Genomic DNA, 25,590 nt, shown 5'->3' with positions numbered 1-25,590 from the left:
AAAATAGTTAAACCTCATCAAAAATACATTTTTAACTACTGCCCCTGTAGTTAAATCGTTTGCTATATACTTTAATGTTGTATGATCGGCCTAAAGGCATATTTAATGAGCCATTTAGATTTATATTTTGCTATTTTAAGCATAAATACATTAGGGGTGATACGTAATGATGAATACAAAAGTATACAAAGCGGTACATGATTTGGCTGAAGAATTAATGAGTGCGGCGAATAAAAATGATCGCAAACGCTTTGAGTTACTTTTTTCTAAACTAAAAGCAATTTGTGAAGAAAACGAAGATACCTCTAAAGATCATCCTGTTCAGTGGGAAACACTGGCTGATTTTACAGAGGAGTTAGAAGATGCGATTACTACCTACGAGAAGGCACTAGCAAAATCTATTGCTATTAATAATAAAGACCATATGTCGTCGGTTGCTTTTTCTATGGCGACACTACAACTTGAGATGGGCCAAAAAGAAGAGGCAATTAAAAATCTTCAAAGTGCCAAAGTCAGTGCAAATAAAATAGAAGACAAAGAACTTAAAGCAGAGATTCATGACTTGTTAGAGTCACTTGTTGAAGAAGAAGGCTAATTAAAGCTTTGGCGTATAGCGTTTTTAAAGGGTGATTATGTTTAAATACGGTTTATATTTATTTACGTTTTTACCTTTTTGTTCGTTTGCTAACTCTTTCAATCAGCAAATATCCGCAGCTCTGATTGAAAGAACAACACACAATATTACTTATGACGGCAGTTATTATTCAATGACCTATCCCGGTGGTGATGTACCAAGTAATATTGGTGTGTGTACCGATGTTATTATTCGCGCTTACCGCCAATTGGGTGTGGATTTACAACAAAGAGTACATGAAGATATTCGAGCAAATTTTGTGATGTATCCGTCTGAGCGAATTTGGGGTTTAAAAAACCAGATAAAAATATCGACCACAGGCGTGTACCTAACCTTCAAGTATTTTTTAAGCGTCAAGGCACAGAGTTAACTATTTCAAGTAACTCACGTGATTATAAAGTTGGTGATATAGTTACTTGGATGTTACCCGGTAACTTACCCCATATAGGCATGGTTGTTACGGAAGCTTTAAGCAGCGCCGAGAATGTTCAAATTGTACATAATATAGGGCGAGGACCAGAAATAAGCGAAATGCTATTTGATTATAAGATTACTGGTCATTATCGTTTTACTAATAAACATTATAATGCCCAGTAAAGATGGGTGCTGCTATAAAGCTATTAATTATTTTAGATTAATACTTATATTGCCGTTTGGCTTGCTACAGCATAAAAGTATTTCACCATCACGAACAAACGCGAGTGGCTCTTCATTATATTTAACATTGCCAGATACTAAAGTTGCTCTGCAAGCACCGCAGTAGCCTTCACGACATTGATAAGCAACGTCTATTTTTTGAGATTCTAAGCAGTGTAAAAGAGAAGGGCAGCCAGGGCTATATTCAATGCGCTGGCTGTTTTCTGCAAGTGTAACACTTGCAGTCGTTTCGTTATTCATTATAAGTCAAAATCACCAAATTCAGCTGCATCAACTTGTGAATCTATTTGACCTACAAGGTATGAACTAATTTCTGCCTCTTGTGGCGCAACCTGAACATTATCAGACACTAACCATGAGTTGATCCATGGGATAGGGTTACTGTTGTTTTCAAATTGGGCTGGCAAACCAATAGCAGTCATACGTGCGTTAGTAATATATTCAACATACTGACATAAAATATGCTTGTTTAAGCCAATCATAGAGCCATCTTTGAATAGGTACTCTGCCCATTCTTTCTCTTGCTCAGCAGCTTGTACAAACATTTTAATTGCTTCATCGCGACATTGAGCTGCAACGATTGCCATTTCTGGATCGTCTTTACCGTCTTGCATGATATTTAAAATATGCTGTGTACCCGAAAGATGAAGTGCTTCGTCACGTGCAATTAGTTTAATTATCTTAGCGTTACCTTCCATAAGTTCACGCTCAGCAAATGCAAATGAACAAGCAAAGCTGACATAAAAACGAATTGCTTCAAGAATGTTTACCGACATCATAGCGAGGTAAAGTTTCTTTTTTAGCTCGAATAAGTTTACAACAACTGTTTTACCGTTGATTTCATGCTTGCCTTCACCGTAAAGGTTGTAAAGTGAAACAGAGTTAATTAAATCATCGTAATAAGTTGTTACTGCATCAGCGCGCTCGCTAATTTTATCGTTGCTAACGATGTCATCAAAGATAAGCTCTGGTGATTGTGTTACGTTACGAATAATGTGGGTGTATGAACGGCTGTGAATTGTTTCACTAAATGCCCACGTTTCTATCCAGGTTTCAAGTTCTGGGATAGACACGATAGGTAGTAGCGCAACGTTAGGAGAGCGGCCTTGTACACTATCAAGCAGTGTTTGATATTTTAAGTTACTTAAAAATATGTGCTTTTCATGCTCTGGTAGTGCCTGAAAATCTAAACGGTCTTTACTCACATCTACTTCTTCTGGTCGCCAAAAGAAAGACAGTTGCTTTTCAATTAACTTTTCAAAAATAGGATATTTTTGTTGATCGTAACGCGATACGTTAACGGTCTGGCCAAAAAACATTGGCTCTTGCATTTGGTTATTATGATTACGACTAAAAGTAGTATAAGACATGTTTATCACTCAAAAAACTATCAGAACAAAGCGGGCTGCATGCCCGCTTAAGATAAAATTAACGACTATATTTTACACGCGCCGCCTGCACAATCGTCATCTTCCACTTCTGGAGTGTCGTCTTGTGCATCAGATGCGCCATCACGGGTATTATGGTAATAAAGAGTTTTGACCCCCAATTTGTAGGCGCTAAGTAAGTCTTTTAATAAGACTTTCATAGGTACTTTACCGCCTTCAAATTTATTTGGATCATAATTTGTGTTTGCAGAAATAGTTTGGTCAACAAATTTTTGCATGATACCGACAAGCTGTAAGTAACCATCATTAGAAGGTATGTCCCAAAGTAACTCATAGTTGTCTTTCAAACGTTCGTACTCAGGTACAACTTGTTTTAAAATACCATCTTTACTTGCTTTAACACTAATGTGACCGCGTGGTGGCTCGATACCATTTGTTGCGTTCGAGATTTGCGATGACGTTTCTGATGGCATTAATGCGCTTAGTGTTGAGTTACGCATACCGTGTTCTTGTATGCTTTTACGCAGTGTATCCCAATCAAGGTGCAGTGGCTCATCACAAATTTTATCTAAGTCTGTTTTATACGTATCTGTAGGCATAATACCTTGAGAATACGTTGTTTCGTTAAACTTAGGACATGCACCACGTTCTTTTGCAAGCTCGTTTGACGCTTTCATTAAGTAGTATTGAATAGCTTCGAATGTTTTATGTGTGAGTGCATTTGCACTGCCGTCTGAATAACGCTTACCATTTTTAGCTAAGTAGTAGGCATAGTTGATTACGCCTATTCCTAACGTACGACGTCCCATCGTTGCGTTTTTGGCAGCTGGTACTGGGTAGTCTTGGAAGTCGAGTAAGTTATCGAGTGCACGTACTGCTAGCTCCGCAAGCTCTTCTAGTTCATCTAGAGACTCAAGCGCACCTAGGTTGAAAGCAGACAATGTACATAATGCAATTTCGCCTTCTTCGTCGTTAACGTTGTTAAGTGGTTTAGTCGGTAATGCAATTTCTAAACACAAGTTAGACTGACGTATTGGCGCAACTTTCGCTATAAACGGGCTATGTGTATTACAGTGATCTACATTCTGTAAGTATATGCGGCCAGTACTTGCACGTTCTTGTGCAAACACAGAGAACAATTCAATGGCTTTAATACGCTTTTTACGAATAGACTCGTCTTGTTCGTATTTAACATATAAGGCATCAAATTCGTCTTGATCTTCAAAAAACGCATCGTAAAGACCTGGCACGTCTGATGGACTAAATAACGTGATGTAATCGTCTTTAATCAAACGAGAATACATTAACTTATTAAATTGTACGCCGTAATCTAAATGACGAACACGGTTGTCATCAACACCACGGTTATTTTTAAGAACTAAAAGGTTCTCTACTTCTAAATGCCATAGCGGGTAGAATAGGGTTGCTGCGCCGCCGCGAACACCACCTTGCGAACAACTCTTAACAGCTGTTTGAAAGTGCTTGTAAAAAGGGATACAACCAGTGTGGTATGCTTCGCCATTACGAATATGGCTTCCTAATGCACGGATACGACCAGCATTAATACCGATACCAGCACGCTGAGAAACGTATTTTACAATAGCTGACGATGTTGCATTGATTGAATCAAGGCTGTCGCCACATTCAATAAGTACGCAAGAGCTAAATTGACGAGTAGGCGTACGTACACCAGCCATGATTGGCGTAGGCAATGAAATTTTAAATAAGGATACCGCGTCGTAAAAACGTTTTATGTATGAAACTCGTGTTTCTCGTGGGTAATCTGCAAATAAGCTTGCAGCCACTAAAATATATAAAAACTGTGCGCTTTCATAAATTTCACCCGTTACACGGTTTTGAACTAGGTATTTACCTTCTAATTGCTTAACTGCAGCGTAACTAAAATTAAGATCGCGTGAGTGGTCAAGGTATTCATCTAATTCGTCAAATTCTTGCTCTGTATAATCAGCAAGTAAGTGAGCATCGTAACGTTTATCACTCACCATTTTTGTTACGTGATCAAATAAACGTGGAGGCTCGAATTGACCGTATGCTTTTTTACGTAAGTGGAATACAGCTAAACGCGCAGCAAGATACTGGTAGTCAGGTGATTCTTTAGAAATCTGATCGGCAGCCGCTTTGATAATCGTTTCGTGAATATCTTTTGTACGAATACCATCATAAAATTGAATATGTGACTTTAATTCAACCTGTGAAACCGAAACGTTATTTAAACCTTCGGCGGCCCATTCTATAACGCGATGGATCTTATCAAGATCAAGAGGCTCTTTGCGCCCGTCACGTTTGCTTACAGATAACTGTTGGTTCATAGCTTTGCCTGTATTCCTTGGGGATAATGTATTTTTGACCAAAGTTGTACGTCTCAAAAAGAGAAGTAGTGCTCATTTTTTATAAGTTTTACCCAATGAGGTAAATTTAATTGAATAACATTTGGCCACAATATCTGGTGTTGTTCAATTTAGAGATCACAAGATAGTGTGGTCTGAGTTGATTTGCAAGGGGCATAATTGCCCCTATTTGTGGATAACGTTGGGATAACGTATTTGTGTTAGTAGGCATTAACCTTTGATCATTCATTGAAGTTGAAATTTTTAAAAATCAACTCAGGATCGACTAAATTTACACATTTTGAAAATAAATTTCGGCTGCTTTTTTTATCATCAAGCTTTGCGTAAAAACTAACACAATCACAATATATAGTGTTTATATCTAAAATGGGCACTATATATGGTTAAATGCGTCAATAGGGCTACGCCAGTTAAAATCAGCTTTCCAAGTAAGTGCTTCTGTATCGCTTGGAATGTACCCCCACAGAGCAGTAGCTGTAGGCATACCTGCTGCTTTACCAGCTTGTATGTCTCGCTCGGCATCACCTATGTATAAACAGCGAGCTGGTATTACGTCCATTAGTTTTGCGCAATGAAGTAAAGGTAGAGGAGAAGGTTTGGCTTCTTCAAGCGTATCACCGCTAATAACAACTGCCGCATTTTTTAAAGCGGGAATCGCAGCGACAAGCGGCTCAGTTAAAAACCCAGGCTTGTTTGTCATGATCCCCCATTTGATCTTTTTGTGATCAAGTGAGATCAGTAGTGGTTCAATACCGGCAAAGCATTGGGTGTATTTCGCAATGTTTTGGGCATAGCTATCGACCAATTGTTTTATCAACTGTGCTTGTGCAAGAGAGGGCCACAATTCTTTAAAACCCGCTTCCAATAAAGCTGCCGCACCATTAGAAGCCGCTGGGCGATATATTTCGCTTGTTACTTCGGCAATTTGATTTGCTCGTAGTACACTATTAAGTGCAGCGCCTAAATCGTCAGCTGTGTCGAGTAAGGTGCCGTCTAAATCAAACAAAAACGCATCATATTGATAAAGTTCTAATGATGAACCTGCGCTCATCATTACACCAACTTCTCAAAATGAAGGATATAATTAACACTAACATCATTATTAAGTGTGTATTGTTTAGAGAAGGGGTTATACGAAAGTCCTGAGCTTGCACGTACTTTTAAGCCCGCTTGCTCGGCCCACGCAATTAGCTGCGCCGGTTTAATAAACTTTTTGTGATCGTGAGTTCCCTCAGGAACCATTTTTAATAGTTTTTCAGCACCTACAATCGCGTACAAGTAAGCTTTCGGTGTTTTATTGAGGGTAGAGAAAAAAACATCAGCGCCAGGTTTTGCAAGTTTGGCAACGGCGTGAATAATTGAAGCAGGGTCTGGAACGTGTTCGAGCATTTCCATACAGGTAACAACGTCAAATCGTTCAGGGTGTTCTTCAGCAAACTGTTCTGCGGGTATTTTTATGTAATCTACATTAACACCCGTTTCTAGGCTGTGTAATTTAGCGACAGTCAAAGGCTCTTGTCCCATATCAATACCTGTTACCTTTGCCCCCATACGTGCCATACTTTGGCTTAAAATACCCCCACCACAGCCAACATCGAGTGTTTCTTTATCAAATAAACCTTGCGTTTTATTTGCAATAAAATCTAGGCGTAACGGATTAATTTCGTGAAGAGGTTTAAACTCACCCTCTAAATCCCACCAACGCTCTGCGATGGCTTCAAACTTTGCTATTTCTGCGTGATCTACATTTTGATGTTCGGTCATAAAATACTTCCTCGTCAATCTGAGGCCATTATATAGGCCTAAATTGATAAATCGCAAAGTTTTGCGCCTGTAAATTAAAATTAATTGTGATAGCATGTCTGTTAGTAATAATAACAATACTCTTTAAAACCTAATACTGGGTTATTAAGAGCTGCTACTGAAGGAATGTGATATCAAATGACTGATCTCGCCAATGAAATTCTGCCAGTCAATATTGAAGACGAGTTAAAAAACTCCTACTTAGATTACGCAATGAGTGTAATTGTAGGACGTGCATTACCAGACGTACGTGATGGCTTAAAGCCAGTTCACCGCCGCGTTTTGTTTGCAATGAACGAGCTTAGTAATGATTGGAACAAGCCTTACAAAAAGTCGGCACGTGTTGTCGGTGATGTAATCGGTAAATACCACCCACACGGCGATAGCGCAGTTTATGACACGATAGTTCGTATGGCACAGCCATTCTCACTTCGTTATATGCTTGTAGACGGCCAGGGTAACTTTGGTTCTGTTGATGGTGATTCAGCTGCTGCTATGCGTTACACCGAAGTACGTATGGCTAAAATGTCTCATGAGTTATTAGCGGATCTTGAGAAAGAAACGGTTGATTTCGTTCCTAACTACGATGGCACAGAGCAAATTCCTGACGTTTTACCAACGAAGGTACCTAATTTACTTGTAAATGGTTCTTCTGGTATTGCCGTAGGTATGGCGACAAACATCCCACCACATAACTTAACTGAAGTTATCAATGGTTGTTTAGCATTAATTGTTAATCCAGATTTAACCATAACTGAGTTAATGGATTACATTCCTGGTCCAGATTTCCCTACAGCCGCAATCATTAACGGTAAAAAAGGGATTGAACAAGCGTATCAAACGGGTCGTGGCAAAGTGTACATGCGTGCACGTGCTGACATCGAAACAGACGAAAAAACGGGTCGTGAAACAATTATTGTTCATGAAATCCCTTATCAAGTTAACAAAGCGCGCTTAATTGAAAAAATAGCGGAGCTTGTTAAAGATAAAAAAATTGAAGGCATTAGTGCACTACGTGATGAATCAGATAAAGACGGTATGCGTATCGTTATTGAGATAAAACGTGGTGACGTAGGTGAAGTGATTCTAAACAACCTATATGCACAAACACAGTTACAAACAGTGTTTGGTATGAACATGGTTGCACTCATCAATAACCAGCCTAAGTGTTTTAATTTAAAAGAAATGCTTGAAGAGTTTATCATTCACCGTCGTGAAGTAGTAACTCGTCGTACAGTATTTGATTTACGTAAAGCGCGCGACCGTGCACACATGCTAGAAGGTCTAGCAATTGCACTTGCCAACATTGACCCAATTATTGAACTTATTCGTAAGTCTCCAACACCAGCAGAGGCAAAAATTGCGTTAACTGCACGTTCGTGGGAATTAGGTAATGTTAAAGCAATGCTTGAAAAAGCAGGTGAGGCTAACGTTGCTCGCCCAGATTGGTTAGCTGATGATTTAGGTATACGCGACGGCCAATACTTTATTTCTGAGCAACAAGCTCAAGCGATTCTTGACTTACGATTACACAAGCTAACAGGTCTTGAGCACGAAAAAATCTTAAGTGAATACCAAACACTGCTTGATTTAATTGCTGAACTGTTACACATACTGGCAAGCCCAGAGCGCTTAATGGAAGTAATTCGTGACGAGTTAGTTGAAATTAAGGCGCAATATGGTGATGAGCGCCGCACTGAAATCAATGCAGCCGCGCATGATATCAGCCTTGAAGACCTAATAACTGAAGAAAACGTAGTTGTTACGCTTTCTCACGAAGGTTATGTTAAGTATCAGGCGTTATCTGATTACGAAGCGCAGCGTCGTGGTGGTAAAGGTAAATCTGCAACAAAAATGAAAGACGAGGATTTTATTGAACGTCTTTTAGTTGCAAACACGCATGATACTATTTTATGTTTCTCTACAGCAGGGCGTTTATATTGGCTAAAAGTATATCAATTACCACTAGCAAGTCGTGCAGCACGCGGTAAGCCAATTGTAAACTTATTACCTTTAGAGGCTGACGAACGTATTACCGCTATATTGCCAGTACGTGAGTACGAAGAAGATAAATACATCTTTATGGCAACAGCATTTGGTACAGTGAAGAAAACACCATTAACAGCCTACAGCCGTCAACGTGCTAGCGGTATTATTGCCGTTAACCTAAATGAGGGTGATAGCTTAATTGGTGTTGATATTACTGACGGTACCAACGAAATAATGTTGTTTACCGATGCGGGTAAGGTTGTTCGCTTTAAAGAAGCTGAAGAATCTGCTGTTGTTGATGAAAATGGAAACCCAGTATTAGACGAAGAAGGTAACCCAGAAATTCGTTTCAAGGGTGTTCGTCCAATGGGCAGAACGGCAACGGGTGTACGCGGTATTAAAATGACCGACGAGCAACGTGTTGTATCGCTCATCGTGCCAAAAACTGATGGCGCAATATTGACTGTAACTGAAAATGGTTATGGTAAACGGACTCAACTTGAAGATTACCCATCTAAGAGTCGTGCAACACAAGGTGTTGTATCAATTAAGGTGAGTGAGCGTAATGGTGCTGTAGTAGGTGCTGTTCAAGTTGATGACAACGACGAAATAATGCTTATTTCAAATCGCGGAACGTTAGTGCGTACTCGTGTGAACGAAGTTTCAACGGTTGGTCGTAACACACAAGGTGTTATTTTGATCAGAACTATTGACGAAGAGCAAGTAGTTGGTTTACAACGTATAGAAGAAATTGAAGTTACAGAAAGTGACTTAATCAATACTGAAGACGTTGAAACAGTTGATACAGTTATAGATGAAGTCGTGGATGATAATCCTCCTTCAGAATAATTGAGATTGAAAAAGCGGCCTTGGCCGCTTTTTTTAATGTTGTTGAAAAAAATTAATACAGCGTGGATTTAATATTTTCATGTTGAGTGTATAAATTACTGGAATGAGGCAAAGGTAATGAGTAAATATAATTTTTGTGCAGGGCCGGCTATGCTTCCGCAAGCGGTAATGCAAAAAGCACAAAAAGAATTCTTAGATTGGCAAGACATGGGCGTTTCTGTAATGGAAATTAGCCACCGTAGTAAAGAATTTTTGGCATTAACTGCAAAATGTGAAGCAAGCTTAAGACGCTTAATGAATATTAGTGATGAATTTGAAGTTTTATTTATGCATGGTGGTGGTCGCGGTCAGTTTAGTGCAGTGCCCCTCAATCTTCATCAAGCAGATAAAAAAGCTATCTACTGCGAAAATGGTGTGTGGTCTAAAAGCGCGACAGACGAAGCTAACAAGTTTACTTCAACAACCAGTGTTGATGTACGTAACGATGCAGATGGAAAATTCTCAATTAAAAATGTAGCTGATTGGGTTTTACCTGCAGATGCCTCATATATTCATTATTGTCCGAACGAAACCGTAGATGGTTTAGAAATTTTTGAGGTACCAAGTCACCCAACGGCACCAATTGTTGCTGATATGTCGTCAACAATTTTATCGCGCGAAATTGATGTAGATAAATTTGATTTAATTTACGCTGGTGCGCAAAAAAATATCGGTCCATCAGGTATCGCTATCGTTATTGTGCGCAAAACATTACTTGAGCGTGAAGGTTTAGCTAAGCCTGGTATTTTAGATTATGCACTCGAAGCGAAGCAGGGCAGTATGTTTAATACACCACCCACATTTGCATGGTACTTAGCTGCAGAAGTGTTTGAATGGTTAGAAGCACAAGGTGGTGTAAAAGCAATGGAAGCTCAGAATATCGCTAAGGCTGAACTTCTTTATAATTTTATTGATGAGTCTCCTTTTTATTCAAATAAAGTAGCCAAGCATTGCCGCTCACGTATGAACGTCCCATTTTGGCTTAATGACGAAAGCTTAAATGAAAAGTTTGTATCACAATCTAAAGAAGCTGGTTTATTAGCGCTTGAAGGGCACAGAATAGTAGGCGGTATGCGCGCAAGTATTTATAACGCAATGCCACTTGAAGGCGTACAAGCGCTTGTTGATTTCATGGCAGCTTTTGCGAAGGAGAATAGCTAATGGAGCAACTTCGTTTAGAACCAATATCGCGTGTTAACGGCTCTGTGACATTGCCTGGATCAAAAAGTTTATCTAATCGTATTTTATTGCTGGCTGCTCTGGCTAGCGGAACAACCGTTGTAGAGAACTTACTCGATAGTGATGATATTCGTCACATGTTGGGAGCATTAGAGCTTTTAGGTGTAACAGTAACACTTAATGAAGACCGAACAGTTGCAACTGTTCATGGTGTTGGTGGTGAGTTCAAAAAACCTAATGAACCTTTATTTTTAGGTAATGCGGGTACAGCATATCGTCCGTTAACAGCTGTTTTAGCTGCTGTTAAAGGTGAATATGAGTTAGTCGGTGAGCCACGCATGGAAGAGCGCCCAATAGGGCACTTAGTTGATGCGCTTCAAGCCCTTGGTGGTGATATTACCTATACAAAGCACAAAGACTACCCACCGCTTAAAATTGTTGGTGGGCAAATTAATGGTGGCGAAGTTGAAATTGATGGCAGTATTTCAAGTCAATTCTTAACCGCTTTATTAATGGCAGCTCCATTATTCAGTGGTGATACGCAAATTACAATTAAAGGCACATTGGTCTCTAAGCCTTATATTGATATTACTTTAGGGGTTATGGCGCGTTTTGGTATTACCGTTGAACATTCAGACTATTCACTATTTAAAGTAAAAGGTGGCCAACAGTATAAATCACCTGAACGCATAATGGTTGAAGGTGACGCATCATCGGCTTCTTATTTTGTTGCAGCCGCAGCCATTGCTGGTGGCGAGATTGAAATTAAAGGTGTGGGTGCTAAATCGGTTCAGGGTGATATTGGCTTTGCGAAGGTGATGGAACAAGTCGGTGCACAAATCGATTGGTACGATGAACGTTTAGTTGTGAGGAAAGGCGAGTTAAAAGGGGTCGACATAGACGCCAATGCCATTCCAGATGCTGCAATGACGTTGGCTACCGTTGCTTTATTTGCTAAAGGTCCCACAGCTATTCGTAATATTTATAATTGGCGTGTAAAAGAAACAGACCGTCTTTACGCTATGAGTACAGAACTTCGTAAAGTAGGTGCAAAAGTTGTTGAGGGGGAGGATTTTATTGAAATAACTCCGCCATTAACATTTAACGATGTCGCTATTGATACTTACGATGATCACCGGATTGCGATGTGTTTTGCCATGGTTGCAGTGGGCGGAAAGCCTATAACAATCAATGACCCTAAGTGTACCTATAAAACATTTCCTACGTTTTTCAATGTATTAGCATCAGTGAGTGAATAGGCTTTTTATAACTATTTATAAAAAGTTACACACTAATAGCAGATATATTTTAATAACTGACGTATAATGTCGCGGTTTATTTAGGTGTGCATTGCAGGAGGTTTAAATGCAGGCGTTATTAATGCCCGTGATCACCGTTGATGGCCCAAGTGGTTCTGGTAAGGGAACTGTTTGTCGTTTGTTAGCCGATAAGTTGGGTTGGGATGTATTGGATAGTGGTGCAATTTACCGCGTTTTATCCCTTGCAGCACTTCATCACCAAATCGCATTAGATAACGAAGAGGCACTTGTACCACTGGCTGCAAATTTAGACGTGCAGTTTTTGGTAGATAGCCAAACTAATGCTGGAAAAGTTATTCTAGAGGGAGAGGACGTAACAACCACTATTCGTAATGAAGAAGTGGGCGCAGCTGCATCAAAAGTAGCAGCTCTTCCTCGTGTTCGTGAAGCGCTATTAAGGCGTCAACGCGCTTTTAGAACCGAAAATGGTTTGATAGCAGACGGCCGTGATATGGGTACTGTTGTATTCCCAGATGCGCCATTAAAAATCTATTTGACAGCGAGCGCACAAGAGCGTGCTCGTAGACGCTTTGTTGAGTTGAATGAGCGTGGGCTTGATGTTACACTAAGTGGTCTATTAGAGGACATTCAAGCTCGTGATGACCGTGATATGAATCGCGCCGTCGCACCGCTTGTGCCTGCAGAAGATGCAATTGAACTCGATACTAGCGAGCTAAATGCACAGCAAGTGTTTGATAAAGTTATTACTTTTTTAGATGCAGCTATTTCTGAAGGTAAACTTCCTAAACGAAGTTAAACACATTTTATGCACCAGCAGGATGCCAGTGCTATTTTAACAACCCCATGCAGCATGGTTGCTTATTGGTATTAATATATGAGACGTATATTCGTATGTCAGAAAATTTTGCGCAGTTATTTGAAGAAAGCTTAAAGGGTTTTGAAGCAGAGCAAGGCTCTATTGTTAAAGGTACAGTAATCTCAATTGAGAACAACATTGTACTTGTAGATGCTGGTCTTAAATCAGAAAGTGCTATCCCTGCAGAGCAGTTCAAAAATGCTGCTGGTGAACTAGAAGTTGCTGTTGGCGACGAAGTAGATGTTGCACTAGATGCAATCGAAGACGGTTTCGGTGAAACTATCCTTTCTCGTGAGAAAGCGAAGCGTCACGAAGCGTGGATCCGTCTTGAGAAAGCTTGTGAAGAGCAAGAGACTGTTACTGGTGTTATCAACGGTAAAGTTAAAGGCGGTTTCACTGTTGAAGTTGATTCAATCCGTGCTTTCCTACCTGGTTCACTTGTTGATGTTCGTCCAGTACGTGACACAACTCACCTTGAAGGCAAAGAGCTTGAATTTAAAGTAATCAAGCTTGATCAAAAACGTAACAACGTTGTTGTTTCACGTCGTGCAGTTATCGAATCAGAAAACTCACAAGAACGTGAAGAGCTTCTTGCTAACCTTGTTGAAGGTCAAGAAGTTAAAGGTATCGTTAAGAACCTTACTGACTACGGTGCGTTCGTTGACCTTGGTGGTGTTGATGGTCTACTACACATTACTGACATGGCGTGGAAGCGTGTTAAGCACCCTTCAGAAATCGTTAATGTTGGTGACGAAATCGCAGTTAAAGTTCTTAAATTCGACAAAGATAAAACTCGTGTATCTCTAGGCCTTAAACAGCTTGGTGAAGATCCATGGGCAGCTATCGCTGGTCGTTACCCAGAAGGTTCTAAACTTTCTGGTCGTGTAACTAACCTTACTGATTACGGTTGCTTCGTAGAAATCGAAGAAGGCGTTGAAGGTCTAGTACACGTTTCTGAAATGGATTGGACTAACAAGAACATCCACCCTTCAAAAGTTGTTTCACTAGGTGACACAGTTGAAGTTATGGTTCTTGAAATCGACGAAGAACGTCGTCGTATTTCTCTAGGTCTTAAGCAATGTATTGCTAATCCTTGGCAGGAATTTGCTCGTCTACAAAACAAAGGCGACCAAGTTACTGGTAAGATCAAATCAATCACTGACTTCGGTATCTTTATCGGTCTTGACGGTGGTATTGACGGTCTTGTACACCTTTCAGATATTTCTTGGAACACACCTGGCGAAGAAGCTGTACGTGAATTCAAGAAAGGCGACGAAATCACTGCTATCGTATTGCAAGTTGACCCAGAGCGTGAACGTATCTCTCTAGGTGTTAAGCAAATCGAAGCTGACCCGTTCAATAACTACCTTGATGCAAACAAAAAAGGTGCTATTGTTAAAGGTAAAGTGACTGAAGTTGATGCGAAAGGCGCAACTGTTGAACTTATCGAAGGCGTTGAAGGTTACATCCGTGTAGCTGATATCGCTCAAGAGCGCGTTGAAGACGCAACTACTGTTGTTTCTGTAGGCGACGAAGTTGAAGTTAAATACGTTGGTGTTGATCGTAAGAACCGCACTTTAAGCTTATCTGTTAAAGCTCTTTTCGAAGCAGAAGAGAAAGAAGTACTAGAGAAGCTTAAGAAAGAAGAGCCAGTGTTTGAAAACGCAATGGCAGCTGCTTTCGCAAATGCACAAAAAGACTAATAAATAATTAGTTTTTAGTTGGGAGGGCACTTTTGCCCTTCCTATATCTTTTTATTAAGGAAACGCTATGACTAAGTCAGAATTGATAGAAACACTTGCGGAACAACACGCACACGTTCCAGTGAAAGATGTTGAAAATGCTGTAAAAGAAATTCTAGAACAAATGGCCGGTTCATTATCTTCTTCAGATCGAATAGAGATCAGAGGATTTGGTAGTTTCTCTTTGCATTTCCGCGCTCCTCGCACAGGTCGTAACCCTAAAACTGGCGATACAGTAGAGTTAGATGGAAAGCACGTACCTCATTTTAAACCAGGTAAAGAATTACGCGACCGCGTAAATGCGAGCATTGCCTAGTTAATATAACGGAGTAGTTACTTGTTCAAGGTATTGAAATTTATTCTGGTAGCGCTGTGCCTAATTAGCGCATTTGTATTAGGGTCACAAAACCCGCAGTTAGTACAAGTAAATTATATTATAGCCAGTAATACTCTGCCTTTAGCTGTAATAATAAGTATCTGCTTTTTGTTAGGTGTTCTAATAGGTTGTTTTATAAGCTTTAAGCTATTCTCTCAATTAAAGTGGCAAAATTACCGTTTGAAAAAACAGTTAGCGCCTGAGAAAAATAAAAACAAGCTTGACGTTAATAAAGACACCTAATTATGATTGAGCTTTTGTTTTTACTACTACCTGTTGCAGCCGGCTACGGTTGGATTATGGGTAAAAACAGTGCTAAAAATCATGCTCACCAACTTAATCGTCAAATAACTTCTGAATACAGTAAAGGGCTTAAGTTTCTATTAGACCGTGAAGAAGATCAAGGTTTAGAACACTTAATAAATTTACTAGAGGTTGCAGCGGATTCAGTTGAACATTACTCTACACTTGCCACTATGTTTCGTCGCCGAGGCGAATTAGACCGCGCAATCAAAATCCATGAACTGCTCCTAAAACACCCAAGTTTGAGTGAGCAGCAAGCCGCTACTAGTCGCTTAGAATTAGCCGAAGATTATATAATGGCTGGATTGCTAGATGGTGCAGAAGAGCATTTGGTTTGGTTGGTCAAGGCCGGCCATGTAGAAGCTCTCGATCCTATTATTACCTTATACTCGCAAACTCGTGAGTGGGATAAAGGCATTAATATGTTTGAATCTCACAGCGAATTATTCTCTAAAGAGCAACAATTTAAGGCTATCGCGAATTTTTATTGTGAGTCTGCCCTTAGTGACAGTACTCCTCAAATTATGCGAAAAGCAATTAGCCTAAACTACAAAGCCGTTCGGCCTTTGTATGAGCTAGGTGTTATCGCTTTTTCTAAAGAAGATTATGTTAAAGCGATATACTATTGGCGTGAACTTATTTGCCAGTTTACTTTGTTTGCCCCCTTATTCATTGATGATCTGGCGCATAGTTATGAGCAACTAAATTTAACGCATCAATTTCATGAGTTAGTAAACGATTTACTAGAGAAGGGTGGTGTTCTTATAAAAATAAAACATTGCCAAGCTCTTTTAGAGCAAGGTCATACAAAACAAGCTTTCGATTTTTTAACTGACAGTTTAAAAAGACAACCAACGATCAGGGGGTTTAGTTTTTTACTGCAGCTAATGGGTGACCAAAATAAAAATACAAAAGAAGTACTTAATGAAATTGATAGCCTTGTAACGTCATATATTGCTACTAAGCCTGATTTTCAATGCCAGCATTGTGGCTTCACAAGTTATACTATTTATTGGAATTGCCCTTCTTGTAAACATTGGGAAACCATTGTCCCAAGTAGAGGTTTAGACGGATTTTAATAACCCCTAAATACTTAATTATTGTAATGCCCTTACAAATTCGACTAGAAGTTTAACTAGCATCTATATACTAATTAAACCTCCTTACTCACTTTGTGTAAGTTCGCCTTGATAACTAAGTTGAATATATAAAAACTCTTTACTGCTATAGATTAGGATAACTATGTCTTTCGAAAATTCAAAAAAAGTGCTTATCGCTTTAGACTACGACGATCAAGAAACAGCATTAGCATTTGTAAAACAGCTTTCGCCCGATACTTGTCGATTAAAAGTAGGCAAAGAAATGTTTACTTACTTTGGCCCTGAATTTGTAAAAGAGTTAATTAAACTTGGTTTTGATGTATTTTTAGATTTAAAGTTTCATGATATTCCTAATACAGTTGCAAAGGCAGTTACAGCTGCTGCAAAAATGGGCGTTTGGATGGTAAATGTTCATGCGTCAGGCGGTTATGAAATGATGCACAAAGCAAAACTTGCTTTAGAAGAATTTGGAGATAGAGCACCAATTCTTATTGCTGTAACTGTGTTAACAAGTATGGATGAACCAGAATTAAAACGCTTAGGTATAAACAAATCACCACAGGAGCAGGTAATATACCTTGCAAAACTAGCTAAGGAAGCAGGCCTTGATGGTGTTGTTTGTTCTGCTCAAGAAGCGAATGTTTTAAAGGCTGAACTTGGTGAGCATTTTAAATTAGTTACCCCAGGTATTCGCCCTGAAGGCAGTGAAGCAGGCGATCAAAAAAGAATAATGACTCCAAAACAAGCAATTGAAGCTGGCAGTGATTATCTAGTTGTAGGCAGACCGATTACTAAAGCAGCAAATCCAGTAAAAGTACTGCAAGATGTTAATGAATCTATAAAATAATTTACAAAAAACAGCAAATAAGTACTAAACCCCTTACGTTATGTGTAATTTGTGTTACATTTATAATATCAAAATGATGTAAGGGGTTTATTTTGAAGCTATTATTTGGTTCAGTGTTGATTATCATTGCAGGCTTTTCAGTTAACAAACATGTATTTTCTAGTAAGGCTTATGATGGCGTTACAACAGTAACAGACGTTATATCAGCTTATCCTGTAGACATGTTTGATTTTAAAAAAACGATGAAGGATTATGCTCACCATCTTTGCTACAGAAATTCTGACGCGTTAAATGCTCAAGATATCACTGTCAGTGATTGTTTATCTCATCATGATGAAAAGAAATTGGAGTGTGAAATAAAGGTTTTTAGATTAGCGCCGCAAAACTTAGAATCAGAAAGGGAAGTACTTAATTACTCAAGAGAGTATACACAGTGTACATTGCCTTATAAGTATATTTTAGGGTAAGCACTCACAATATAAAGATATCATGAGCGCTATAAAATTATTTAGATTTTAAGCGAATAGATTTCGCTTCTATCTCAATAAGCTCTTGCTTAAATAATCCACCAATTGCTTTTTTATAGTTAGCTTTACTTGTTGAAAATACTTTTTTAATAAGTTCAGGATCAGATTTATCGCCAATGGCGAGTATGCCGCCTTCGTTTTTAAGCTTTTCCATTATTTTATCGCCAAGCTCGCTTACTTTACCCATGCCTGGTTTTTCGAGTACAACATCAATTTTTCCGTCTTCTCGTACTTTTTGAACAAAGCCTTTAAGCTTTTGCCCTACAAATAAGTTTTTGAATACCATATTGTAAAATACAACACCAAAGTGAGACTCTTCTATAAGCACCTTGTAGCCAATATCTGTTTTACCAGCAACAATCAAATCAACCTCTTGTAGGTGTGTGTATTCAGGCTCATCCTTTGATAAAAAGCGATTAAAGTTAGTTGAAGCACAAATGCGTTGACTCGCATTATCAAGATACAAACGAACAAGATAAGAATGCCCCTCTTGCATACGTGGCTTTTGTTCATTAAATGGGGCTAATACATCTTTTTCTAATCCCCAGTCTAAAAATGCACCAATACTATTTATTTCCTTAACACGTAAAAGGGCGTATTCACCTACTTGAGCATGTGGCTTTTTAACAGTCGCCGTTGGTAAATTAGCATTATCTAAATATATAAATACGCTAATGCTGTCACCAGCTTCAAGTTCATCTCTGATTTCGTTTTTTGGTAAAAAAACTTCACCTAAATCATGACCGTCCAAGTAAGCGCCTTCATTACTCACTTCTTTTACAAATAGGGTTTGTGTTGTTCCAAGGTAACTCATAATTATTCCTGCTCAGGCTTTTTTTTACGGCGCATTGGTGAATCGCCATCGATATTCATAGGGGCTTTAATGGGGGCCGCTGGTTTTTTAGGTTTTGCTTTACGTTTAATTTGTGGCTTTTTAACCTGCGTTACTTTTTTAGCTTTAACAGTTGCAGCAGGTTTTTTCTCTTTTATCCCCTTAAATTTAGCTTTAAGCCCGTCAATAGTTGCAAATTTAAGCTCATCGTTTAAAAAAGATTTAATTGCTAAATAACTAGCCCAATCTTTAGGGCCTACTAACGAAATAGCGGTACCTTTAAAACCAGCACGTCCAGTTCTACCTATTCTGTGTACATATTCTTCTGCATGTTTTGGTAAATCAAAGTTAATTACATGCGTTACGCTTAACAAATCTAAACCACGGGATGCGACATCAGTGGTAATTAATATTTTAAAGTTTTCTCTGCTAAACGAGTCCATAATGTCTAAGCGTTTGCTTTGTGTTAAATCACCCGCTAGTGCGACTGATTTAAATCCTTTGTTGTTTAGTTCTTCGCTCAAACGACTTGTATCTGCCCGGGTGGCAGTAAATATTATGCATTGGCCAACTTCGTCTTGCTTTAAAAAGTGTGCTAATAACGCTTCTTTGTGATCTAGATGGTCGGCTAAGTAGAGTGTTTGTGTTATATCGCTGTGCTGTTCATTTGCAGCACTAAGCGTGATCTGTTTTGGTTTTTTTAATAAATTACGCGAAAGAGCATCTACTTGAGCGTGGTCTAGGGTTGCTGAAAACAATAATGTTTGGCGAAGACGGTGATTGGCTTCGTCGTTAATTAACTTTAGTTGTTCAGTAAAGCCCAGATCTAAAATACGGTCTGCTTCATCAAAAATTAGCAGTTCTAAACCACTTAATTGTAACGAGCGTTTGGTAACATGATCGGCCAAACGACCGGGTGTTGCTACTACAAACTGTGGGTCGTTCCTTAATGCTTTAATTTGGTCATTAAAGTTTTCACCACCTAATACTTTTACAGCTTTAATCGCCGTGCCCGCTATTAACAAACGCAGCTGCGTAAATACTTGTGTGGCTAATTCGCGTGTAGGGGCAACAATAAGTACACGTGGATCGCGTTTACTGAGTGCTTTTTGTTTCATAACCCGTTGTACTGCAGGTAATAAAAACGCCAAGGTTTTGCCCGACCCAGTCTTTGACTGAGCGAAAATGTCATGCCCTGCAAGTGCGGTAGGCACTGCATGTGCTTGAATGTCTGTGGGCTGGGTGATCCCTTGATGTGCTAATTGTGTTTCAAGGCGAGTATCAATCCCAAGATCAGTAAAGTGCAATGTAATGTTCTCCAATGTGCAACTTAAATTAATTGCTGCATTATAGCGTACACATGGCTTATCCCGACAGCAAAAAGCAAAGTATGGTGCTATTTTTTGCAATTAATCTAAAAAAGCGTAAAATACGCGCCCCATATGCGCCGGATTTACGATTCGGTAAACGCCAATATTGGCTAATAAGGCAAAATAGGAAATAAAATGACAGCTGTTCATAAAGATGATCTTACCAGCGAACACTTTGTAGTGTGCGCTTTATACAAATTTGTAGGCCTACCTGAATTTGAAGCATTACGTAAACCTCTACTAGAGGTTATGGAAAAAAACGAAGTGCGAGGCACATTACTCTTAGCTGCAGAAGGAATTAATGGTACTGTTTCTTCAAAACGAGCGGGCATTGATAACCTCCTTGCATGGTTAGATGAACAGCCAAATTTAAAAAACATTGTTACTAAAGAATCCTACGATGACGAATGTCCGTTTTACCGCACAAAAGTAAAACTAAAAAAAGAAATCGTAACAATGGGCGTAGAGGGAATTGATCCTCTTAAAGTAGTGGGAAGCTATGTTAAACCTCAAGACTGGAATGCATTAATTTCTGACCCCGAGGTTGTACTTATTGATACGCGTAACGATTACGAAATTGAAATTGGCACATTTCAAAATGCCGTTGATCCAAATACAACAACGTTTCGTGAGTTCCCTCAATGGGCAAAAGAAAACCTTGATCCTGAAAAACATAAAAAAGTTGCTATGTTTTGTACAGGTGGTATTCGATGTGAAAAATCAACAGCTTACATGAAAGAGCAAGGCTTTGATGAAGTTTATCACTTAGAAGGTGGTATTCTTAAATACTTAGAAGAAGTGCCAAAAGAAGAAACCATGTGGGAAGGCGAGTGTTTTGTATTTGATAATCGCGTTGCTGTTGATCATGACCTACAGAAAGGTTCTTACGATCAATGTCATGCGTGTCGTATGCCTATAACTGAACAAGAAAAACAAAAGCCTGAATATTTAGAGGGTGTTTCATGTCATCATTGTATTGATAAGGTAACTGATGAGCAGCGAGCCCGTTTTGCAGAGCGCCAAAAACAAATTGAGCTCGCACAGGCTCGTGGTGAAGGACATATAGGTAACGAAGCACAGACCGTTCTTCAACAACGCAAAGAGGCTAAAAAAGCACAAAAAGATGCTCAACGTGGTAAGTAAGTCATCTTTAAAATGTACTTAATAAAAAAGAGCTTTACGGCTCTTTTTTTTGGCTAAAATTTGTTATTCATCTTGCATAGTTGAGTGTTCAGCGTTAACACAGGCTAATTTTGATCACACTTTTGTTACACTGCGTATAGTGGTCAGCAAAATGGTTTATAAGGTGGTTCTTTGAAATTGCGCATACTTCTATTAAATATCTATTTGTTATTATTCATTTTTAGCACAGCAGCATCTAGTGCAAATGTAATGGTACAAAAAGTTACAACGGAACGTACAAAAGAAGAGGTTAAAGCTGTAGGTAATGCAGAAGCAATCCACTCCGTTATATTATTTCCTGCAGTGGGTGATAGAGTAACAGCCGTTCACTTTAAACCGGGTAACTTCGTAAAGGAAGGAGATGTTTTAGTCGAGCTTGACTCTCGCAGACAAAAAGCAGCTCTTCAACAAGCAGAAATAACCTTAGCAGATACCCAACGAACACTTAACAGACTCAGCGAAAGTCACAAAAAGGGAGCAATTCCTAAAAGTGACTTAGATGATGCTAAAACTTTGCATGCACTCGCCGAGGTTGCTCTTATTAATGCTAAAACAGATCTGGAAGACAGAACTGTGCTTGCGCCATTTGATGGTGTGATGGGACTTACTGATGTAGAAAAAGGGGATCGCATTACAGAGCAAACTGCCATTGCAACAATTGATGATACTCGCAGTTTGTACATTAATTTTAACGCCCCCGAGTCAGCTGTCTCAATACTAAAAAATAAAGGTATTGTGGAAGTAACACCATGGCAAAGCGCAAAAGCTATTAATGCTCAAGTTTCATATCTTGATTCTCGAATAAATCCACAAACCCGTACCTTACGTGTCAAAGCCAAACTGGAAAATGCAAATGAGCAGTTTATGCCTGGTATGAGTTTTCGAATTAATATTACCATGCAAGGGGAGTCATATGCTGTTGTGCCTGAGGCTGCACTTATGTGGGGAGCAACAGGTCCTTATGTTTGGAAAAGTATAGATAAAAAAGCAAAGCGCATAGATGTAAAAATAGAGCAACGCTTAGCTGGGCGATTGTTAGTTTCAGGCAATTTAAATGAAAACGACATATTGGTTGTTGAAGGCGTCCAACGCTTGCGCGAAAACCAAACATTAACGTTTGCTAATCCCAGTAATTTAGAGGAATAACAATGAAAAATTCCCCTATGATGCAAGACCTACCCTCAATGGCAATTCGCCGCCCAGTGCTCATTGTTGTTTTGAATCTACTAATAATAATTGCTGGTTTAGCTGCAATTGCAGGAATTGAAGTCAGAGAATTACCAGATGTTGATAGGCCACGTATAACTGTTTCGGCTTCATTTCCTGGCGGGTCTCCAGAAACGGTCGACACAGAAGTAACCAGTAAACTAGAAGGGGCAATAGCCCGTGTAAGTGGTGTTAAATCAATTCGCGCACAAAGTGAAGAAGGCAATGCACGTATTGTTGTTGAGTTTCGCCCTGGCGTAGACTTAGATAATGCAGCTAACGAAACCCGTGAGTCTGTTGCTCGTGTACAACGAGAATTACCAGAGGAAGTTGAACGTGTTGCAATTATCAAGGCCGATAATGATGCAGAAGCTGTTGTTTCGCTCACTGTATCAAGTAATAGTCTAGCACTTGAAGCCCTTACTGAACGCGTTGAAACCGATTTAGCTCCCCAGTTTTTAACCATACCGGGTGTTGCCGATGTCAGGTTAAACGGGGATCGAAAACGTGTTTTGCGAGTTCGCTTAGATCCATTAAAGTTAAGTAGTTTTAACCTTACCATTCCTGATGTGGCAGATGTTTTACGAGAAGCACCATTTGATGTACCAGCAGGAAGCCTTAAATCAAGTGACCAACAAGTTATAGTCAGAGCCGATGCTACTTCTATTACACCCAATGAAGTAGCAGATATTATTGTTAGCGGTGATACGCGAGTAGGTGATATTGCATCAGTCTATTTTGGCCCTGCAGATCCTCGCTCTATGGTTCGTTTAGATGGCAAACCCGTAATCGGTATGGAGGTTATTCGTCAAGCGCAATCAAATACAATTGAAATATCGGATGAAGTTTTACAGTTACTTGACAACATGCGTGAACGATTCCCTGAACTCGAATTTACGCTGACATCAGACGATGCTCAATTTATAAGAAGCTCTGTTGATGAAGTAATAAACTCCTTAGTGCTTACAGTTTTGTTAGTGGTAATAACGTTATGGGTGTTTATAGGTTCGTGGCGCGCAACACTTGTGCCTGCGTTTGCCATACCTGTTGCGCTTATAGGATCTCTTGCACTTATTTGGGCCCTTGGTTTTTCTATTAATATACTCACTTTATTAGCACTGGTTTTAGCCACAGGTTTAATAGTTGATGATGCAATTGTTGTAAGTGAAAACATACAACGTCAAAGAGGGCTAGGGCTTGGTCGGCGAGCATCAGCAGTAATAGGAACTCGAGAAGTATTTTTTGCAGTAGTTGCAACGACTGCCGTATTGGCTGCGGTTTTTATCCCTATTGCATTTTTACCCTCTACGGCAGGACGATTATTTAGAGAGTTTGGCGGGGTGCTTGCAGGTGCAGTCATTATTTCAAGTTTTGTTGCGTTATCACTTGTCCCTGCATTGACTTCAAAATTAAAACTTAAAAAACATAGCACCCACCCATTTGCCAAAGTAGGTAATAAGTTAGTAAGCCTTTATAGCATAACTATTAAAAGCGTTCTGAACCGCGCTTGGCTTGTGCTCATAGCTTGTATATTAATAGCCTTTGGTTCTGGCGCATTGTATTTAAACCTCGATAACGAACTATTACCTACAGAGGACAGGGGGAAAATTCGTATATTTGCCAGAGGCCCAGACGGTGTTGGGTTGAATTTTATGGACAGGCAAGCAATGCAAATGGAAGATATTTTGTTACCTTTTGTAGAAAGTGGTGAAATAGAATCTATTTATACAGTTGTTGGGCAATGGGATCCAAATATTGTTTTTATTACAGTACCACTAAAGCATTGGGACGACCGTCAATTTAGCCAGCAAGAAATCATTAATAAAATTCGCGGACCATTAGGTGAAATCCCAGGAGCAGCTGGTCGTGCATCCGGTTCTAATAGTTTAAATCTTAGAGGTCAAGGTGGCGGTATAGAAATCGCTTTATTAGGCCAAGATTACCAACAAATTTTTGTTGCTGCACAAGATTTTGCAAAGCAAATTGAAAACGCAATCCCGGGTACTGCGCCAGTAAGAGTCTCTTATCAGCCATCACAGCCACAATTACGTGTAAATATTGATAGGCGAAGAGCCGAAGAGTTGGGTGTATCGCTAAGTGATATCTCAATTACACTCCGTGCTGCCATCAATGGGGATGATGTTGCTGATCTCAACATTGGCGACCAATCAATACCCATCATGCTGCAAGTACAAAACCAAGTTATTCAAGACCCAAGTGATTTAGCAAACCTCTATGTGGCAAGTTCGCAAGGGAGGTTAGTGCCTATTAGTAGCTTAGCTAATATTAGTGAAGAAGGAGTAGCCGCTGAGCTTGAGCGTCATGCACAGCGTCGTGCTATTGAATTAGATATGGAACTACCGGATGGTATGACGATTGCCGATATAGTCGATCAAATTCGCAATTTGTCTCAGCAATCGTTGCCTCAAGGTATTACCCTTGCGTTTAAAGGTGAAGCGCTGACCTTTGAAGAAACAGCAAACGAAGTACTTTTAACTTACGTGTTGGCTTTTCTAATTGTATTACTGGTATTAGCAGCTCAATTTGAAAGTGTAAACAGTGCGATAGTGGTAATGCTAACAGTTCCATTTGGTATTACCTCTGCTATTTTAGCGCTTTATTTAACAAATACGTCTCTTAATATTTATTCGCAAATTGGTCTAGTGATGCTCATTGGTCTAATTGCGAAAAATGCCATTTTATTAGTCGAATTTGCAGATCAACTTCGAGACCAAGGCTTATCAGTTCGTGAGGCTGTTGAAGAGGCTGCGCTGGTAAGATTACGTCCAATCACCATGACACTCGTTTCTACGTTACTTGGTGCACTGCCATTAATTTTATCAAGCGGGGCGGGTGCTGAAGCACGTAATGCAATAGGTTGGGTTGTATTTGGTGGTCTTTCACTTGCTGTTTTATTTACTTTATACTTAACACCAGTCATCTATTTAGGACTTGCACGTTTCACTAAGCCAAGAGGGGATGAAACTAAACAGCTGGCCCAAGAGCTTGAACAAACAGAATAAACCTTTAGTGGCCTAATTAATCTTTTTTCTTTAAAAAAC

General features: G+C 39.4%; 21 protein-coding genes and 1 pseudogene. 15 read left to right on the top strand and 7 right to left on the bottom strand.

Annotated features, from left to right (window positions below):
- Positions 1–166: 166 nt before the first annotated feature.
- Both PMAN_RS07100 and PMAN_RS07095 read left to right on the top strand, forming a co-directional pair.
- A complete protein-coding gene (locus tag PMAN_RS07100; RefSeq protein ID WP_010557419.1) occupies positions 167–595 on the top strand; it encodes a hypothetical protein in 429 nt (142 codons plus the stop codon).
- A gap of 37 nt (positions 596–632) precedes the next feature.
- Positions 633–1,231, top strand: a pseudogene (locus PMAN_RS07095) (DUF1287 domain-containing protein).
- 27 nt (positions 1,232–1,258) lie between these two features.
- Here the strand turns inward: PMAN_RS07095 and yfaE are convergent.
- From yfaE to ubiG, 5 genes are all read right to left on the bottom strand, one after another.
- Positions 1,259–1,531 carry a class I ribonucleotide reductase maintenance protein YfaE gene (gene yfaE, locus PMAN_RS07090; protein WP_010557418.1) on the bottom strand — a complete coding sequence of 91 codons (273 nt, stop codon included), beginning with the start codon at positions 1,529–1,531 and terminating at the stop codon, positions 1,259–1,261.
- The gene (gene nrdB, locus PMAN_RS07085) at positions 1,531–2,661 is read right to left on the bottom strand and encodes a class Ia ribonucleoside-diphosphate reductase subunit beta (protein WP_006794448.1); all 1,131 of its coding nucleotides are present in this window, start codon (positions 2,659–2,661) and stop codon (positions 1,531–1,533) included. The genes yfaE and nrdB overlap by 1 nt, the downstream gene beginning before the upstream one ends.
- 65 nt (positions 2,662–2,726) lie before the next feature.
- A complete protein-coding gene (gene nrdA, locus PMAN_RS07080; RefSeq protein WP_010557417.1) occupies positions 2,727–5,009 on the bottom strand; it encodes a class 1a ribonucleoside-diphosphate reductase subunit alpha in 2,283 nt (760 codons plus the stop codon).
- A gap of 412 nt (positions 5,010–5,421) precedes the next feature.
- Positions 5,422–6,102: an HAD-IA family hydrolase gene (locus PMAN_RS07075; RefSeq protein ID WP_010557416.1), complete on the bottom strand. Its 681-nt coding sequence runs from the start codon at positions 6,100–6,102 to the stop codon at positions 5,422–5,424.
- On the bottom strand, positions 6,102–6,812 hold the full coding sequence (gene ubiG / locus PMAN_RS07070; RefSeq protein WP_010557415.1) for a bifunctional 2-polyprenyl-6-hydroxyphenol methylase/3-demethylubiquinol 3-O-methyltransferase UbiG: 711 nt from the start codon (positions 6,810–6,812) through the stop codon (positions 6,102–6,104). The genes PMAN_RS07075 and ubiG overlap by 1 nt, the downstream gene beginning before the upstream one ends.
- A 177-nt stretch (positions 6,813–6,989) precedes the next feature.
- On the opposite strand from ubiG, the gene gyrA reads away from it, so the two are divergent.
- From gyrA to PMAN_RS07020, 10 genes are all read left to right on the top strand, one after another.
- Entirely contained in the window at positions 6,990–9,689 is a 2,700-nt protein-coding gene (gene gyrA / locus PMAN_RS07065) for a DNA topoisomerase (ATP-hydrolyzing) subunit A (protein WP_008132953.1), read from the top strand.
- Between the two features lie 117 nt (positions 9,690–9,806).
- Entirely contained in the window at positions 9,807–10,889 is a 1,083-nt protein-coding gene (serC, locus tag PMAN_RS07060) for a 3-phosphoserine/phosphohydroxythreonine transaminase (RefSeq protein WP_010557414.1), read from the top strand.
- Positions 10,889–12,166, top strand: a complete 1,278-nt coding sequence (aroA, locus tag PMAN_RS07055) for a 3-phosphoshikimate 1-carboxyvinyltransferase (RefSeq protein WP_010557413.1) — start codon at positions 10,889–10,891, stop codon at positions 12,164–12,166. The genes serC and aroA overlap by 1 nt, the downstream gene beginning before the upstream one ends.
- A 106-nt stretch (positions 12,167–12,272) precedes the next feature.
- Positions 12,273–12,983, top strand: a complete 711-nt coding sequence (gene cmk / locus PMAN_RS07050; RefSeq protein ID WP_010557412.1) for a (d)CMP kinase — start codon at positions 12,273–12,275, stop codon at positions 12,981–12,983.
- Positions 12,984–13,078: 95 nt separating this feature from the next.
- Positions 13,079–14,746: a 30S ribosomal protein S1 gene (gene rpsA, locus PMAN_RS07045; RefSeq protein ID WP_006794164.1), complete on the top strand. Its 1,668-nt coding sequence runs from the start codon at positions 13,079–13,081 to the stop codon at positions 14,744–14,746.
- Between the two features lie 67 nt (positions 14,747–14,813).
- Positions 14,814–15,101 (top strand): integration host factor subunit beta, encoded by a 288-nt coding sequence (gene ihfB, locus PMAN_RS07040; protein WP_006794165.1) that lies wholly within the window; start codon positions 14,814–14,816, stop codon positions 15,099–15,101.
- 21 nt (positions 15,102–15,122) lie between these two features.
- Positions 15,123–15,404 (top strand): lipopolysaccharide assembly protein LapA domain-containing protein, encoded by a 282-nt coding sequence (locus PMAN_RS07035; RefSeq protein ID WP_008132961.1) that lies wholly within the window; start codon positions 15,123–15,125, stop codon positions 15,402–15,404.
- Positions 15,405–15,406: 2 nt separating this feature from the next.
- Complete coding sequence (gene lapB / locus PMAN_RS07030; protein ID WP_010557410.1) at positions 15,407–16,543, top strand: lipopolysaccharide assembly protein LapB; 1,137 nt, start codon at positions 15,407–15,409, stop codon at positions 16,541–16,543.
- Positions 16,544–16,706: 163 nt separating this feature from the next.
- A complete protein-coding gene (gene pyrF, locus PMAN_RS07025; protein WP_010557409.1) occupies positions 16,707–17,411 on the top strand; it encodes an orotidine-5'-phosphate decarboxylase in 705 nt (234 codons plus the stop codon).
- 92 nt (positions 17,412–17,503) lie between these two features.
- Positions 17,504–17,878 (top strand): hypothetical protein, encoded by a 375-nt coding sequence (locus PMAN_RS07020; protein WP_010557408.1) that lies wholly within the window; start codon positions 17,504–17,506, stop codon positions 17,876–17,878.
- Positions 17,879–17,915: 37 nt separating this feature from the next.
- Here the strand turns inward: PMAN_RS07020 and PMAN_RS07015 are convergent, their stop codons facing one another.
- A complete protein-coding gene (locus PMAN_RS07015; protein WP_010557407.1) occupies positions 17,916–18,752 on the bottom strand; it encodes a CvfB family protein in 837 nt (278 codons plus the stop codon).
- A 2-nt stretch (positions 18,753–18,754) separates the two neighbouring features.
- Positions 18,755–20,077 carry a DEAD/DEAH box helicase gene (locus PMAN_RS07010; RefSeq protein ID WP_010557406.1) on the bottom strand — a complete coding sequence of 441 codons (1,323 nt, stop codon included), beginning with the start codon at positions 20,075–20,077 and terminating at the stop codon, positions 18,755–18,757.
- Between the two features lie 198 nt (positions 20,078–20,275).
- Between PMAN_RS07010 and trhO the strand changes: the two genes are divergently transcribed.
- The 3 genes from trhO (at position 20,276) to PMAN_RS06995 (ending at position 25,551) form a co-directional block, all read left to right on the top strand.
- Positions 20,276–21,283: an oxygen-dependent tRNA uridine(34) hydroxylase TrhO gene (gene trhO / locus PMAN_RS07005; protein ID WP_010557405.1), complete on the top strand. Its 1,008-nt coding sequence runs from the start codon at positions 20,276–20,278 to the stop codon at positions 21,281–21,283.
- Between the two features lie 171 nt (positions 21,284–21,454).
- Positions 21,455–22,468 (top strand): efflux RND transporter periplasmic adaptor subunit, encoded by a 1,014-nt coding sequence (locus tag PMAN_RS07000; protein WP_010557404.1) that lies wholly within the window; start codon positions 21,455–21,457, stop codon positions 22,466–22,468.
- A 2-nt stretch (positions 22,469–22,470) separates the two neighbouring features.
- Positions 22,471–25,551: an efflux RND transporter permease subunit gene (locus PMAN_RS06995; RefSeq protein WP_010557403.1), complete on the top strand. Its 3,081-nt coding sequence runs from the start codon at positions 22,471–22,473 to the stop codon at positions 25,549–25,551.
- The last annotated feature ends 39 nt before the right edge of the window (positions 25,552–25,590 follow it).

The organism is Pseudoalteromonas marina (assembly GCF_000238335.3).
GTDB classification, from domain to species: Bacteria; Pseudomonadota; Gammaproteobacteria; order Enterobacterales; family Alteromonadaceae; genus Pseudoalteromonas; species Pseudoalteromonas marina.
This window is presented reverse-complemented; position numbering and strand designations above follow the sequence as displayed.